This window comes from Acidovorax bellezanensis (assembly GCF_025421555.1).
GTDB classification, from domain to species: Bacteria; Pseudomonadota; Gammaproteobacteria; order Burkholderiales; family Burkholderiaceae_C; genus Comamonas; species Comamonas bellezanensis.
Window position 1 is genome coordinate 929,971 of the sequence record NZ_JAODYH010000003.1, and the last position, 13,453, is coordinate 943,423.

A 13,453-nucleotide genomic window follows, 5' to 3' on the forward strand; every position below is an offset into this window, starting at 1 on the left:
TAAAAAGTGGGCGTTGAATGTTTGGTTGCGCGAGAAGGATTTGAACCTCCGACCTTTGGGTTATGAGCCCAACGAGCTACCAGACTGCTCCATCGCGCGGTATGTAGTTATTGTACAGCAGTTTTTAGGCAGCTGCGTCAGAATTCTGAACTTCTTCGGTGCGTTCCACCAGTTCGACGAAGGCCATAGGCGCATTGTCGCCCACGCGGAAACCCATTTTCAGGATACGCGTGTAGCCGCCTGGACGGGCGTTGAAACGGGGGCCGAGCACGTTGAACAGCTTGGTGACGCTGTCGCGGTCGCGCAGACGGTCAAAAGCCAGACGGCGGTTGGCGACGGTGTCGACCTTGGCCAGGGTGATCATGGGCTCGACCACGCGGCGCAGTTCCTTGGCCTTGGGGACGGTGGTTTTGATGGCTTCGTGCTCGATGAGCGAATTCATCATGTTCTGCAGCATCGCGAGGCGGTGCGAAGAAGTGCGATTGAGTTTGCGGAGGCCGTGACCGTGGCGCATGGTGCTTTTCCTTGAATATATTAAATCAGGCAGCCGTATCAGGTACTGCCCGAGGCACTGCCCACCGAAGTGGGCTGCAAATTATAGCTTAACGCTTGTCCAGGCCGGCTGGCGGCCAGTTTTCGAGCTTCATGCCCAGCGTCAGACCGCGGGAAGCCAAGACTTCCTTGATCTCGTTGAGCGACTTACGACCCAGGTTAGGGGTCTTGAGCAGCTCGTTTTCGGTGCGCTGAATCAGATCACCGATGTAGTAGATGTTCTCAGCCTTCAGGCAGTTGGCGGAGCGCACGGTCAGTTCCAGCTCGTCCACAGGACGCAGCAGGATCGGATCGAAGCTTGCGTTGTTACGCGGAGCCGCACTGCCAGTGATGCCTTCCAGATCGCCGCCTTCGAGCTGTGCGAACACAGCCAGTTGCTCGACCAGGATCTTGGCGGAAGCGCGCACTGCGTCTTCAGCCGTGATGGCACCATTGGTTTCGATTTCCACCACCAGCTTGTCGAGGTCGGTACGCTGTTCCACGCGCGCGCTTTCCACTGTGTAGCTGACACGCTTCACAGGGGAGAACGATGCGTCCAGCACAATGCGGCCGATCGACTTGGTAGATTCATCGCCATAGCGACGCACATTGCCCGGTACGTAACCGCGACCCTTTTCCACCTTGATCTGCATGTCCAGCTTGCCGCCTTGCGACAAGTTGGCGATGACATGATCAGGGTTGACGATTTCGACATCGTGGGGGGTCTGGATATCACGTGCCGTGACAACGCCTTCACCATCCTTGCGCAGGCTCAGAGTCACTTCGTCGCGGTTGTGGAGCTTGAACACCACGCCCTTGAGGTTCAGCAAGATGTTGACAACATCTTCCTGCACTCCATCGATCGAGGAATACTCATGAAGCACGCCAGCAATCGTGACTTCCGTCGCTGCGTAACCCACCATGGACGAGAGCAGAACACGGCGCAGGGCATTGCCCAGCGTGTGGCCGTAACCACGCTCGAACGGCTCAAGTGCGACCTTGGCACGGTTGTGGCCAAGTTGTTCGACATTGATTGCCTTGGGTTTCAGCAAATTGGTTTGCATGCAGACTTCCTCTCAATACCCCCGGCTCGTTACACCGGTAAGGCTGGTGAAGCGCCTAAACCGCGATGCCTCGCGGTTCAGGGACGGTTTTAGCGAAATGTAGCGGTGAAAATCAACGCGAATACAATTCAACGATCAGAGATTCGTTGATGTCTGCGCCGAATTCGTCACGGTCAGGAGCCTTCTTGAAGGTTCCTTCTGCCTTGTCCAGGCTGACTTCCACCCAAGCGGGGAAACCAACTTGTTGAGCCAGTTGCATGGCTTCGACAATGCGGGCCTGCTTCTTGGACTTTTCGCGCACGGCAACCACGTCACCCGCCTTGACCAGGTAGGAAGCGATGTTGACCGAGTTACCGTTCACGGTGATCGCCTTGTGCGACACCAGCTGACGGGCTTCTGCACGCGTGGAGCCGAAGCCCATGCGGTACACGACGTTGTCCAGACGGCTTTCCAGCAGCGACAGCAGGTTTGCACCCGTGTTGCCCTTTTTGCCATCAGCAGCTTCGAAGTAGCGGCGGAATTGCTTTTCCAGCACGCCGTACATGCGCTTGACCTTCTGCTTTTCACGCAGTTGCAGACCGTAGTCCGAAGTGCGCTGGCCAGAAGTGCGGCCATGCTGGCCTGGCTTCGTGTCGAACTTCGACTTGTCCGCGATCGAGCGACGTGCGCTCTTCAGGAACAGGTCGGTGCCTTCACGGCGGGAAAGTTTGGCCTTAGGGCCGATATAACGTGCCACGTGATCTTCCTTGTGTCATCTGCCGCAAAAACAATTGCGGGAGCCACCTGCATGGACTAGCCAAGCAGGTGGCGGTGGGCTTATAAAAAATTAGATACGACGACGCTTTTGAGGGCGGCAGCCGTTGTGCGGCACAGGCGTCACGTCCGAGATGGAAGTGATGCGGATGCCCAGGGCACCCAGAGCGCGCACCGACGATTCGCGACCAGGACCGGGGCCCTTGATTTCGACGTCGACGTTCTTGATGCCTTGTTCAATCGCTGCACGACCAGCCACTTCGGAAGCCACTTGGGCTGCGAAAGGCGTCGACTTGCGCGAGCCCTTGAAGCCTTGGCCACCCGACGAAGCCCAAGACAATGCATTGCCCTGGCGGTCAGTGATGGTGATGATCGTGTTGTTGAACGACGCGTGCACATGAGCGATACCGTCAGAAATGTTCTTGCGAACCTTCTTACGGACGCGCTGAGCTGCGTTGTTTGCGGGAGATTTAGCCATAGTGATCTTTCAATCTCTTTATTTCTTCAAAGCCGCTGCACTCTTACGCGGACCCTTGCGAGTACGCGCATTCGTGCGAGTGCGCTGGCCGCGCATGGGCAGGCCACGGCGATGACGGAAACCGCGATAGCAACCGATGTCCATCAAACGCTTGATGTTCATCGTCGTCTCACGACGCAGGTCACCTTCAATGGTGAACTGAGCGATCGCGTCGCGGATCTTTTCGAGATCGCCATCCGTCAGATCTTTGATCTTCTTGGAATATGCGATTTCGCATGCTTCGCAAATCTTGCGAGCGCGGGTACGACCGATACCATAAATAGCGGTCAGGCCGATTTCAGCATGCTGATGCGGCGGAATATTAATGCCAGCTATACGTGCCATATGCGTCCTCTATACTTTCAATCAACCCTGGCGCTGCTTATGGCGCTGGTCCGTGCAAATCACTCGCACCACACCTTTGCGGCGGATGATCTTGCAGTTGCGGCAGATTTTCTTGACCGAAGCCGAAACTCTCATTTCATTCTCCTAAAACTTTGCATCCGTTCCGGCCATACTGCGCGGAACTCGTGGCGTCCCTGCGGGGACAAATCTACTAACTATTAGCCGGGTGCTCCAGACATCGCCCGAAGCACCCCATACCTATCTCAAGTGCCCGGCGTTGCCTTGAAGTTCGCTTTTTTGAGGAGCGACTCGTACTGCTGCGACATCATGTAGTTCTGCACCTGCGCCATGAAGTCCATGGTCACCACCACAATAATCAGCAGTGATGTACCACCGAAGTAGAACGGAACGTTGTACTTCAGAATCATGAACTCGGGCAACAGACACACAAACGTGATGTAAACCGCACCAGCCAAGGTCAGGCGAACCAGAATCTTGTCAATGTAGCGGGCTGTGTGCTCACCTGGACGAATGCCCGGAATGAACGCACCGCTCTTCTTCAAGTTGTCGGCGGTTTCCCGGCTGTTGAAGACCAGGGCCGTATAGAAGAAGCAGAAGAAAATAATTGCTGCTGCGTAGAACATCACGTACACCGGCTGACCAGGGGTCAGGGCGCCAGCAATGTCACGCAACCAGCGCATGGATTCTCCAGCACTGAACCAGTTCACCACAGTGGCAGGCAACAAGATGATCGAGGAAGCGAAGATGGGAGGGATGACCCCGGCCATGTTCAGCTTCAGTGGCAAGTGCGAGGACTGACCACCATAAACCTTATTACCTACTTGACGGCGTGCGTAGTTCACCAAGATCTTGCGCTGCCCCCGCTCGACAAACACGACGAAATACGTCACGCCTGCCACCACGAGAACAATGAAGATCGCAGCCAGAATGCTCATCGCGCCGGTGCGCACCAGTTCCAACAATCCACCAATCGAGCTGGGCAAGCCTGCGGCAATACCAGCAAAAATGAGGATCGAGATACCGTTGCCCAGACCACGTTCAGTGATCTGTTCACCGAGCCACATCAGGAACATGGTGCCTGCTGTCAAGCTGACCACCGCCGTGAGACGGAAGCCCATACCTGGACTGAGCACCAAACCTGCCGAGCTTTCCAGAGCTACTGCAATCCCAAGGGACTGAAAAATTGCCAAGGCCAAAGTGCCGTAGCGGGTGTACTGGGTAATCTTGCGACGACCCGATTCACCTTCTTTTTTCAGCTGTTCGAACGTCGGGACGACATAAGTCATCAGTTGCATGATGATCGATGCCGAGATGTACGGCATGATCCCCAGTGCGAACACCGTGAAGCGCGAAAGCGCCCCACCCGAGAACATATTGAACAGATTGAGAATGCCGCCCTGCTGGCCATTGAACAGCTGCTGCAGCTGCGCTGGATCGATTCCCGGCACGGGGATATGTGCCCCGATGCGGTACACGACCAGCGCAAGCAACAGAAAAACCAGCCGACGACGCAAATCGCCGAATTTTCCGGTTTTTGCAATTTGAGCTGCGCTAGTAGCCACGGATGTCTTCTTTCAGAACTTAATCAGGCCACGTTGCCGCCGGCAGCTTCAATAGCTGCCTTGGCACCCGCTGTAGCAGCAATACCATTGAGCTTTACAGCCTTGGTGATTGCGCCGCTCTTGATGACCTTCACGACTTTGGCGATTTCGCCGACCAGGCCAGCCTGCTTGAGGGCAGCCAGGTCAACTTCGGCCAGACCGAGTTGCTCGAGGGCAGTCAAAGTCACTTCTGCATTGAACTTCAGCAGATGCGACTTGAAACCGCGCTTGGGCAAGCGGCGTTGCAAAGGCATTTGACCGCCTTCGAAGCCAACCTTGTGGTAGCCGCCCGAACGCGATTTTTGACCCTTGTGACCACGGCCGGCAGTCTTGCCCAGACCGGAGCCAATACCGCGACCAACGCGGCGCTTGGCGTGCTTGGAGCCGTCTGCAGGCTTGATGCTATTGAGTTCCATCATCAACCCTTTCAGAGGACCTTGACCAGATAGCTGATCTTGTTGATCATGCCACGGACTTCGGGTGTGTCTTGCAGCTCGCTAATGCTATTGAGCTTGCGCAGACCCAGGCCGCGAACGGTGGCGCGATGCGATTCTTTGGTGCCGATAGGGCTGCGCACCAGTTGAATCTTGACAGTTTGTTGCGTCGTCATGTGCACTCCAATCAGGCGAAGATGTCTTCGACCGACTTGCCGCGCTTCGATGCCACTTCCGAGGGGGTCGTGGAACGAGTCAGGGCGTCTAACGTGGCGCGAACCATGTTGTAAGGGTTGGAGGAACCATGGCTCTTGGCCACGATGTCCGTGATACCCAACACTTCGAACACAGCGCGCATCGGGCCGCCAGCGATGATGCCGGTACCCTTGGGAGCGGGAGCCATCATGACGGAAGCGGCACCGTGGTGACCGTTAACCATGTGATGGATCGTGCCGTTCTTCAGGGACACCTTGATCATGTTGCGGCGAGCTTCTTCCATCGCCTTTTGCACGGAAACAGGCACTTCTTTCGACTTGCCCTTGCCCATGCCAACACGGCCGTCACCGTCGCCAACCACGGTCAGTGCAGCGAAGCCGAGGATACGACCGCCCTTCACAACCTTGGTGACGCGGTTGACCGCGATCATTTTTTCGCGCAGACCGTCGTCACGACCTTCGTCTTGCACTTTGGGGGAAAATTTAGCCATTTTTATCCGCTCCGCTTAGAACTGCAGGCCAGCTTCACGGGCTGCGTCGGCCAAAGCCTTGACGCGACCGTGGTAAGCAAAACCTGCGCGATCGAATGCAACCTTTTCAACACCAGCTGCTTTTGCTTTTTCAGCAATGCGCTTGCCGATGACGGCTGCTGCAGCGGCGTTGCCACCCTTGCCCGAACCGCCGAGCGACGTGCGCACTTCGGCTTCGGCAGTGGAAGCACTGGCCAGCACCGTGGTGCCGTCGCCGGAGATCACGCTGGCGTAGATGTGGAGGTTCGTGCGGTTCACGCTCAAACGCGCCACGCCTTGCTGTGCAATGCGGATGCGGGTCTGACGTGCACGACGGAGACGCTGCTCTTTCTTGGTCAACATATTGCAGCTCCTTATTTCTTCTTGGTCTCTTTGATCGTGACTTTTTCGTCCGCATAGCGGATACCCTTGCCCTTGTAGGGCTCGGGAGGACGAACAGCACGGATCTCAGCGGCCAGTTGGCCCACGACTTGACGGTCGGCACCCTTGATCACGATTTCGGTCGGGATGGGGGTAGCGATCGTAATGCCGGCGGGCATTTCGAAGTTCACGGGGTGCGAGAAGCCGATGGCCAGGTTCAGCTTGGAACCCGAGGCAGCAGCCTTGAAACCCACGCCAATCAGCGTCAGCTTCTTCTCGAAACCCTTGGTCACGCCGTTGACCATGTTGTTCACCAGCTGACGCTGGGTACCACTCATGGCATTGGCTTCACGGGAGTCGTTGGCGGGCTCGAAAGAGAGCTTGCCATCGGTATTGGTTACCTTCACCAGTGCGTTTTGAGCCAGCGACAAAGTGCCGCCAGTGCCCTTGACACTGATTTGTGCAGTAGTGATGGACACATCCACGCCAGCGGGGATGGTCACAGGCATTTTTGCTACGCGAGACATTTCAGTATTTCTCCTTCAATGTCACGTTAAGCCACATAGCAAAGCACTTCGCCACCGACACCGGTAGAACGTGCTTTACGATCGGTCATCACGCCTTGGGGGGTGGTCACAATGGCCACGCCCAAGCCATTCATGACTTGTGGAATTGCATCACGGCCCTTGTACACGCGCAGGCCGGGACGGCTTACACGCTCGATGCGTTCGATCACGGGGCGACCCGCGTAGTACTTCAGGGTGATTTCGAGTTCGGACTTGCCATCTTCAGTCTTCACTTGGAAGCCGTCGATGTAGCCTTCATCCTTCAACACTTGGGCGATAGCAATCTTCACTTTGGAAGAAGGTGCCGTCACGGTGGTCTTGGCGACCATTTGTGCATTGCGGATTCGGGTCAGCAAGTCAGCGATGGGATCACTCATGCTCATGTTTAATCTCTCCTGCTTGCTTACCAGCTGGCCTTGGTGACACCGGGGATGTCGCCAGCGAAAGCCAGTTCACGGATCTTTGCACGCGCCAAGCCAAATTGGCGGAACGTACCACGGGGGCGACCGGTGATTGCACAACGGTTGCGCTGACGCGTGGGGTTCGCGTTGCGTGGGAGCTTCTGCAGACCCAGACGGGCTGCTTCACGCTCTTCGTCGCTACGCTTAACGTCGCCGGCGATGGCCTTCAATTCGGTGTACTTGACAGCGTACTTGGCTGCCAATTTTTCGCGCTTCAGTTCGCGCTGGATCAATGCTACTTTTGCCATGCGCTACCTCAGTTCTTGAAGGGGAAGCGGAAAGCGGCGAGCAGTGCTTTGCACTCTTCGTCGTTCTTCGCTGTAGTGGTGATGCTGATATTGAGACCACGCAGTGCGTCGACCTTGTCGTACTCAATTTCAGGGAAGATGATTTGTTCTTTGACGCCAACGTTGTAGTTGCCGCGACCATCGAACGAACGGCCCGAAATACCACGGAAGTCACGCACGCGGGGCAGAGCCACGGTGACGAAACGGTCCAGGAATTCGTACATCTGAACGCCACGCAGGGTCACCATGCAGCCAATTGCTTGGCCTTCACGGATCTTGAAACCAGCGATAGCCTTCTTGGCCTTGGTCACCACGGGCTTTTGACCAGCAATTTTGGTCAGGTCAGCCACAGCGTTGTCCATCACCTTCTTGTCGGCCACGGCTTCGCTCACACCCATGTTCAGGGTGATCTTGGTCAGACGGGGCACTTCCATAGAGGAGGTGTAGCCGAACTTTTCTTTGAGTTCAGCCGCGATTTTTTCGCGATAGAGTTTTTGCAGTCGTGCCATGTTTTACCCCTTAGGCCGCCTTGATTTCAGCGCCGCTGGACTTGTACACGCGAACGTGCTTGCCGTCGGCGCTGAGCTTGATGCCCACGCGATCGGCCTTGCCAGTAGCTGCATTGAAAATAGCCACGTTGGATTGGTGAATAGGCATAGCCTTTTCAACGATGCCGCCAGTGGTGCCCTTCATGGGGTTTGGCTTGACATGCTTCTTGACGAGGTTGATGCCATCGATCAACACGTAAGAATCATCCTTGCGCAGCGCCACGACGCCTTGCTTGCCCTTGTCACGGCCAGTCAGCACGATGACTTGGTCGCCCTTGCGAATCTTGTTCATTGCACTTTCCTTTAGAGAACTTCAGGTGCCAGGGACACGATCTTCATGAACTTTTCGGTACGCAATTCACGCGTCACGGGTCCGAAGATGCGAGTGCCGATGGGCTCAAGCTTGGCGTTGAGCAGAACTGCTGCATTGCCGTCAAATTTCACGAGCGATCCGTCGGCGCGGCGAATACCCTTCGCCGTACGCACGACCACTGCACTGTAAACCTCGCCTTTTTTGACGCGGCCACGTGGAGCAGCTTCTTTCACGCTCACCTTGATGATGTCGCCAACACTTGCATAGCGACGCTTAGAACCACCCAGCACTTTGATGCACAGGACGGACTTAGCGCCGGTGTTGTCGGCAACCTCTAACCGAGATTCTGTTTGGATCATTTCAATATTCCCAACTTGCACCAGCTTGGACAGCCCCAGAGTACTTCTCAAGGGCTGCGACCAGCCAGTCAGTCTTGGGCCCGTCGTCCACACCGCAAACCATTTTGCAGCGCTTCCCGCTGGGCAGAAACCTCACGCATTAAACGTGAAGCATTCGATTCTCGCAGAATTTCCTTTGCACGTCAACCGCTTAGCCCATTTTGCGAGCCCTGCGTTGCATGTCTGCACGGCCGCTGCGCACGACCTCCAGGCCAAGGCCGGCTTCGCTCTTCGGAAGCCGCCTGCAAGCTACAAAAACAGTAGCTTGAAACCTTTTATCTATCTCAATTTCAATCAAATCCAATGAAAAGAGCAAGAGTCATGTGACTCTTGCTGCTCACTTATTTGACATCACTGTGGACGTGGCAAATACTGCAAGGCCAGGGCCTGGAACGCCGCCAGGCCGGCATCGCGGCCCAGCTCCTGCTCGATGATGGCCGCCACGCGCGGCGCAATCGATGCCGCCAGTCGGGCGTCCAGGAACAGCAGGCGGCTGCGGCGTGCCAGCACGTCTTCCACCGTGCGCGCATATTCATGGCGCACCGCAAAACGCACCATGGCTTCGCTCAGGCCCGGCACCAGCCAGACATCCGCGCCTTCCAGTGCAGCCACATCCGCGGCTTCCGTGCCATAGGAGTGCAGGCCTTGGGACTCGTTCATGCCGTGGCGCACGTCGCTGGTCGCCGGAGCGCCCACCAGCGGCAGGTTCACGGTGACGCCGCCCGCGCGTTCGGGCAACTGGCCCGTGGCAAAGCACTCGGTGAGCACGTCTTCGGCCATGGCACGGTAAGTGGTCCACTTGCCGCCGGTCACGGTGACCAGGCCCGAGCGGCTGCTCATCACGGTGTGCTCGCGGCTGATCTTCTTGGTGTTCTCGCCATCGTCGTCCTGGGGCTTGACCAGCGGACGCAGGCCGACCCAGATGCTGCGCACGTCGTCGCGCGTGGGCTGGCGGCTCAGGTACTTGCCGGCTTCCGACAGGATGAAGTCGACTTCCTCGGGGAAAGGCATGGGCTCGCGCGCCAGATCGTTGCGCGGCGTGTCGGTGGTGCCCAGAATCACCTTGCCCAGCCATGGCACGGCAAACAGCACGCGGCCGTCGGCGGTCTTGGGAATCAGCAAGGCATGGTCGGTGGGCAGGAAGCTGCGGTCCACGACCACGTGCACGCCCTGGCTGGGCGCGACCATGGGCTTGATGTCCCGGCCCAGGGCCTTGCCGTCGAGCTGGCGGAACAGGTCCACCCAGGGGCCGGTGGCATTGACCACGCACTTGGCGTGCACCGTATAGCGCGTGCCGGTTTCGCTGTCTTCGCAGACCACACCGGCGACCTTGCCGTTTTCGTGCAGCAATTCCTTGGCCGGGCAGTAGTTGACCAGCAAGGCGCCCTTGGCGGCGGCCGTGCGAGCCAGCGCCAGCGCCAGGCGGGCGTCGTCGAACTGGCCGTCCCAGTATTTCACGCCGCCCTTGAGGCCTTGCGTGCGCGCCGTGGGCAGCAGCGACACCGTCTTGTCACGGCTGAGAAACTCGGTCGCACCCAGGCCTGCCTTGCCGGCCAGGGCGTCGTACATCTTCAGGCCCACGCCATAGAAAGGCGTGTCGATCAACCGGTAGGACGGCATCACAAAGGCCAGGCGCTGCGCCAGGTGGGGCGCGTTGTGCAGCAAGGTGGTGCGTTCGTGCAAGGCTTCGCGCACCAGCGCGATATTGCCCTGGGCCAGGTAGCGCACGCCGCCGTGGACCAGCTTGGTTGCGCGCGACGATGTGCCTTTGGCAAAATCGTGCGACTCGAGCAACAGCACCTTGAAGCCCCGCGCCACCGCATCCACGGCCACGCCCAGGCCCGTGGCACCGCCGCCGATGATCACCAGGTCGTAGACTGCGGGCTCGGCCAGCCGCGCCAGCAGGGCGGCACGGTCCGTGTCCAGAGGAAGCGAAGAAGTAGTCATAAGAGGGCTTGCAGCGTGATAGGGTGGAAATTCAACGGCGCAGGCCTGTCGCTCCATCGCCCTGCCCGCACGCGGTCAGGGGAAAGTCGGCAACAGGAACAATGTGCGTCACAATCAGTTCGCGCAATTTTCGCTCTTTTTGTTTCGTTTTTGTTAAAAACATGTTCTCATGGGCGCGTTTTGATTCGAATTAGCTTTTTCCCTACATGCCAACCCGCTACTTGGAAGCCAAAAGCGTGAACCATTCCAATCCCCGCCAACTCCAGTTGCTCGAAGCCGTACGCCAGCAGCAGTCTGCCACGGTGGAACAACTCGCCGTCCAGCTGGGCGTCACCTTGCAAACCGTGCGCCGCGATGTGCAAAAGCTCGCCGACACCGGCCTGCTGGTGCGTTTTCATGGTGGAGTGCGCGTCCCCAGCGCCACGGTCGAGAACCTGGCCCACCCCCAGCGCCAGGGCCTGCACGCGGACGGCAAGGCGCGCATCGCCCGCGCCGTGGCCCAGGCCGTGCCCAATGGCTGCTCGCTGATCCTGAACATCGGCACCACCACCGAAGCCATCGCCCAGGCGCTGCTCCAGCACCGGGGCCTGCGCGTGATCACCAACAACCTGAATGTCGCCGCCATCCTCAGCAGCAACACCGACTGCGAAGTGATCGTGGCTGGCGGCGTGGTGCGTTCGCGCGACCGCGGCATCGTCGGCGAGGCGGCCGTGGACTTCATCCGCCAGTTCAAGGTCGACATCGCGCTGATTGGCATTTCGGCCATCGAGGCCGACGGCACGCTGCGCGACTTCGACCTGCGTGAAGTCAAGGTCGCCCAGACCATCATTGCCCAGTCGCGCGAAGTCTGGCTGGCCGCGGACCACAGCAAGTTCGAGCGCCAGGCCATGGTGCAGCTGGCTTCGCTGGGCCAGATTCACCGCCTGTTCACCGACGCGCCGCCGCCGCCGGCCTTTGCCCCCTTGCTGGCCGACGCCGGCGTGCAATGCACCGTGGCCGCCTGAGCGCACCGCCCTTTCCTGATTATTTCCGCGCACCGACATGACCTACCTGCTCGCACTCGACCAAGGCACTTCCAGCTCCCGCAGCATTCTGTTTGACGCCCGCGGCCACATCGTGGCCCAGGCACAGCTGGAGCTGCCGCAAATCTATCCCCGCCCGGGCTGGGTCGAGCACGATCCCATGGAAATCTGGCGCACCCAGCTGAGCACGGCACGCGCCGCGCTGGCCCAGGCTGGCATCGCCGCCAACCAGGTGCGCGCCGTGGGCATCACCAACCAGCGTGAAACCACGGTGGTCTGGAACCGCCAGACCGGCCAACCCATCCACCATGCCATCGTCTGGCAGGACCGGCGCGCCGAGCCGGCCTGCGCCCAGCTGCGCGAAGACGGCCATGCCGAGACCATCCAGCAAAAGACCGGCCTGCGCATCGATGCCTATTTCTCGGCCACCAAGCTGCAGTGGCTGCTCGACCAGGTGCCCGGCGCGCGCGCCGCAGCCGAACGCGGCGAGCTGGCCTTCGGCACGGTGGACAGCTGGCTGATCTGGCAGCTGACCCAAGGCCGGCGCCATGTCACCGACGTCAGCAATGCCGCGCGCACCATGCTGTTCAATGTGCACAGCAACCAGTGGGACGACGAACTGCTGGCCTTGCTGCGCATTCCCAAATCGCTGATGCCCGAAGTCCAGCCATCGTCCAGCGACTTCGGCCAGACCGCGGCCGACGTGCTGGGCGCTCCCATGACCATAGGCGGCGTGGCGGGCGACCAGCAAAGCGCGCTGTTCGGTCAGGCCTGCTTCAAGGCCGGCATGGCCAAGAACACCTACGGCACGGGCTGCTTCATGCTGATGCACACCGGCAGCAACTTCCAGACTTCGCACAACGGCCTGCTGACCACCAGCGCCGCGCAAACCAACGCCACGCCGGCGTTTGCGCTCGAAGGCAGCGTGTTCATCGGCGGCGCCGTCGTGCAGTGGCTGCGCGACGGACTGCAGGCCATAGAGCACAGCGGCCAGGTCCAGTCGCTGGCCGAAAGCGTGCCCGACTCGGGCGGCGTGATGCTGGTACCCGCCTTCACCGGCCTGGGCGCGCCCTACTGGAAGCCCGATGCCCGCGGCACCATCACCGGCCTCACGCGCGGCAGCACCATGGCCCATATCGCACGCGCCGCGCTCGAATCGATTGCCTACCAGAGCGCCGCCCTGCTGCTGGCCATGAGCCGCGACGCGGTCGCCAGCGGTGGCGCGCCGGTCAGCGAGCTGCGGGTCGATGGCGGCGCCTGCGTCAACAACCTGCTGATGCAGTTCCAGGCCGACCTGCTGGGCATTCCCGTGGTCCGGCCCGCCGTGGTGGAAACCACGGCCCTGGGCGCGGCCTATCTGGCCGGCCTGTCGACCGGCGTCTACCAGAGCACCGACGAGCTGACCGATCTGTGGGCCGCCGAGCGCCGCTTCATGCCCACCTTGCCGCGCTCGCGCACCCAGGAACTGATGGCCCGCTGGGAACACGCGGTCGCTCAGGCATCCCTTCCCGCATAAGACCCGGCAGCCTGCCCTCCCCCC

The 13,453-nt window shown here is 59.4% G+C and carries 20 protein-coding genes and 1 tRNA gene; 2 read left to right on the forward strand and 19 right to left on the reverse strand.

Annotated elements, in window-relative coordinates; all coding sequences use genetic code 11:
• Positions 1 to 22: 22 nt before the first annotated feature.
• The 19 genes from N0K08_RS07835 to N0K08_RS07925 all read right to left on the reverse strand — a co-directional run bounded on the left by N0K08_RS07835 (position 23) and on the right by N0K08_RS07925 (position 10,891).
• Positions 23 to 99 (reverse strand) — tRNA-Met (locus N0K08_RS07835).
• Positions 100 to 124: 25 nt separating this feature from the next.
• Positions 125 to 514, reverse strand: coding sequence for a 50S ribosomal protein L17 (gene rplQ, locus N0K08_RS07840; RefSeq protein ID WP_261499574.1), 390 nt, complete (start codon positions 512 to 514; stop codon positions 125 to 127).
• Positions 515 to 602: 88 nt separating this feature from the next.
• Positions 603 to 1,595, reverse strand: a complete 993-nt coding sequence (locus N0K08_RS07845; protein ID WP_159911552.1) for a DNA-directed RNA polymerase subunit alpha — start codon at positions 1,593 to 1,595, stop codon at positions 603 to 605.
• A gap of 112 nt (positions 1,596 to 1,707) precedes the next feature.
• A complete protein-coding gene (gene rpsD / locus N0K08_RS07850; protein ID WP_261499575.1) occupies positions 1,708 to 2,331 on the reverse strand; it encodes a 30S ribosomal protein S4 in 624 nt (207 codons plus the stop codon).
• A gap of 90 nt (positions 2,332 to 2,421) precedes the next feature.
• A complete protein-coding gene (gene rpsK, locus N0K08_RS07855) occupies positions 2,422 to 2,826 on the reverse strand; it encodes a 30S ribosomal protein S11 (protein WP_175502557.1) in 405 nt (134 codons plus the stop codon).
• A gap of 18 nt (positions 2,827 to 2,844) precedes the next feature.
• Complete coding sequence (rpsM, locus tag N0K08_RS07860) at positions 2,845 to 3,210, reverse strand: 30S ribosomal protein S13 (RefSeq protein WP_261499576.1); 366 nt, start codon at positions 3,208 to 3,210, stop codon at positions 2,845 to 2,847.
• A gap of 21 nt (positions 3,211 to 3,231) precedes the next feature.
• Positions 3,232 to 3,345, reverse strand: coding sequence for a 50S ribosomal protein L36 (gene rpmJ, locus N0K08_RS07865; protein WP_003050535.1), 114 nt, complete (start codon positions 3,343 to 3,345; stop codon positions 3,232 to 3,234).
• 128 nt (positions 3,346 to 3,473) lie between these two features.
• A complete protein-coding gene (gene secY, locus N0K08_RS07870; protein ID WP_213299574.1) occupies positions 3,474 to 4,793 on the reverse strand; it encodes a preprotein translocase subunit SecY in 1,320 nt (439 codons plus the stop codon).
• Positions 4,794 to 4,816: 23 nt separating this feature from the next.
• Positions 4,817 to 5,248 carry a 50S ribosomal protein L15 gene (gene rplO / locus N0K08_RS07875; protein WP_159911547.1) on the reverse strand — a complete coding sequence of 144 codons (432 nt, stop codon included), beginning with the start codon at positions 5,246 to 5,248 and terminating at the stop codon, positions 4,817 to 4,819.
• 11 nt (positions 5,249 to 5,259) lie between these two features.
• Positions 5,260 to 5,442, reverse strand: a complete 183-nt coding sequence (rpmD, locus tag N0K08_RS07880; RefSeq protein WP_119558609.1) for a 50S ribosomal protein L30 — start codon at positions 5,440 to 5,442, stop codon at positions 5,260 to 5,262.
• A gap of 11 nt (positions 5,443 to 5,453) precedes the next feature.
• On the reverse strand, positions 5,454 to 5,972 hold the full coding sequence (gene rpsE, locus N0K08_RS07885; RefSeq protein WP_261499577.1) for a 30S ribosomal protein S5: 519 nt from the start codon (positions 5,970 to 5,972) through the stop codon (positions 5,454 to 5,456).
• A 15-nt stretch (positions 5,973 to 5,987) separates the two neighbouring features.
• The gene (gene rplR / locus N0K08_RS07890) at positions 5,988 to 6,353 is read right to left on the reverse strand and encodes a 50S ribosomal protein L18 (RefSeq protein ID WP_261499578.1); all 366 of its coding nucleotides are present in this window, start codon (positions 6,351 to 6,353) and stop codon (positions 5,988 to 5,990) included.
• Between the two features lie 11 nt (positions 6,354 to 6,364).
• Positions 6,365 to 6,898, reverse strand: a complete 534-nt coding sequence (gene rplF / locus N0K08_RS07895; RefSeq protein ID WP_261499579.1) for a 50S ribosomal protein L6 — start codon at positions 6,896 to 6,898, stop codon at positions 6,365 to 6,367.
• Positions 6,899 to 6,924: 26 nt separating this feature from the next.
• Positions 6,925 to 7,320 (reverse strand): 30S ribosomal protein S8, encoded by a 396-nt coding sequence (rpsH, locus tag N0K08_RS07900; RefSeq protein WP_261499580.1) that lies wholly within the window; start codon positions 7,318 to 7,320, stop codon positions 6,925 to 6,927.
• A gap of 20 nt (positions 7,321 to 7,340) precedes the next feature.
• Positions 7,341 to 7,646, reverse strand: coding sequence for a 30S ribosomal protein S14 (gene rpsN / locus N0K08_RS07905; protein ID WP_261499582.1), 306 nt, complete (start codon positions 7,644 to 7,646; stop codon positions 7,341 to 7,343).
• Between the two features lie 8 nt (positions 7,647 to 7,654).
• Complete coding sequence (gene rplE / locus N0K08_RS07910) at positions 7,655 to 8,194, reverse strand: 50S ribosomal protein L5 (RefSeq protein ID WP_119558615.1); 540 nt, start codon at positions 8,192 to 8,194, stop codon at positions 7,655 to 7,657.
• Positions 8,195 to 8,204: 10 nt separating this feature from the next.
• A complete protein-coding gene (rplX, locus tag N0K08_RS07915) occupies positions 8,205 to 8,525 on the reverse strand; it encodes a 50S ribosomal protein L24 (protein ID WP_261499584.1) in 321 nt (106 codons plus the stop codon).
• 11 nt (positions 8,526 to 8,536) lie between these two features.
• The gene (gene rplN / locus N0K08_RS07920; RefSeq protein ID WP_119558617.1) at positions 8,537 to 8,905 is read right to left on the reverse strand and encodes a 50S ribosomal protein L14; all 369 of its coding nucleotides are present in this window, start codon (positions 8,903 to 8,905) and stop codon (positions 8,537 to 8,539) included.
• 390 nt (positions 8,906 to 9,295) lie between these two features.
• Complete coding sequence (locus tag N0K08_RS07925) at positions 9,296 to 10,891, reverse strand: glycerol-3-phosphate dehydrogenase/oxidase (RefSeq protein WP_261499585.1); 1,596 nt, start codon at positions 10,889 to 10,891, stop codon at positions 9,296 to 9,298.
• Positions 10,892 to 11,097: 206 nt separating this feature from the next.
• Here N0K08_RS07925 and N0K08_RS07930 point away from each other — a divergent pair, with 206 nt between their 5' ends.
• The gene (locus N0K08_RS07930) at positions 11,098 to 11,895 is read left to right on the forward strand and encodes a DeoR/GlpR family DNA-binding transcription regulator (RefSeq protein WP_261499586.1); all 798 of its coding nucleotides are present in this window, start codon (positions 11,098 to 11,100) and stop codon (positions 11,893 to 11,895) included.
• Between the two features lie 37 nt (positions 11,896 to 11,932).
• Positions 11,933 to 13,429: a glycerol kinase GlpK gene (glpK, locus tag N0K08_RS07935; RefSeq protein ID WP_261499587.1), complete on the forward strand. Its 1,497-nt coding sequence runs from the start codon at positions 11,933 to 11,935 to the stop codon at positions 13,427 to 13,429.
• The last annotated feature ends 24 nt before the right edge of the window (positions 13,430 to 13,453 follow it).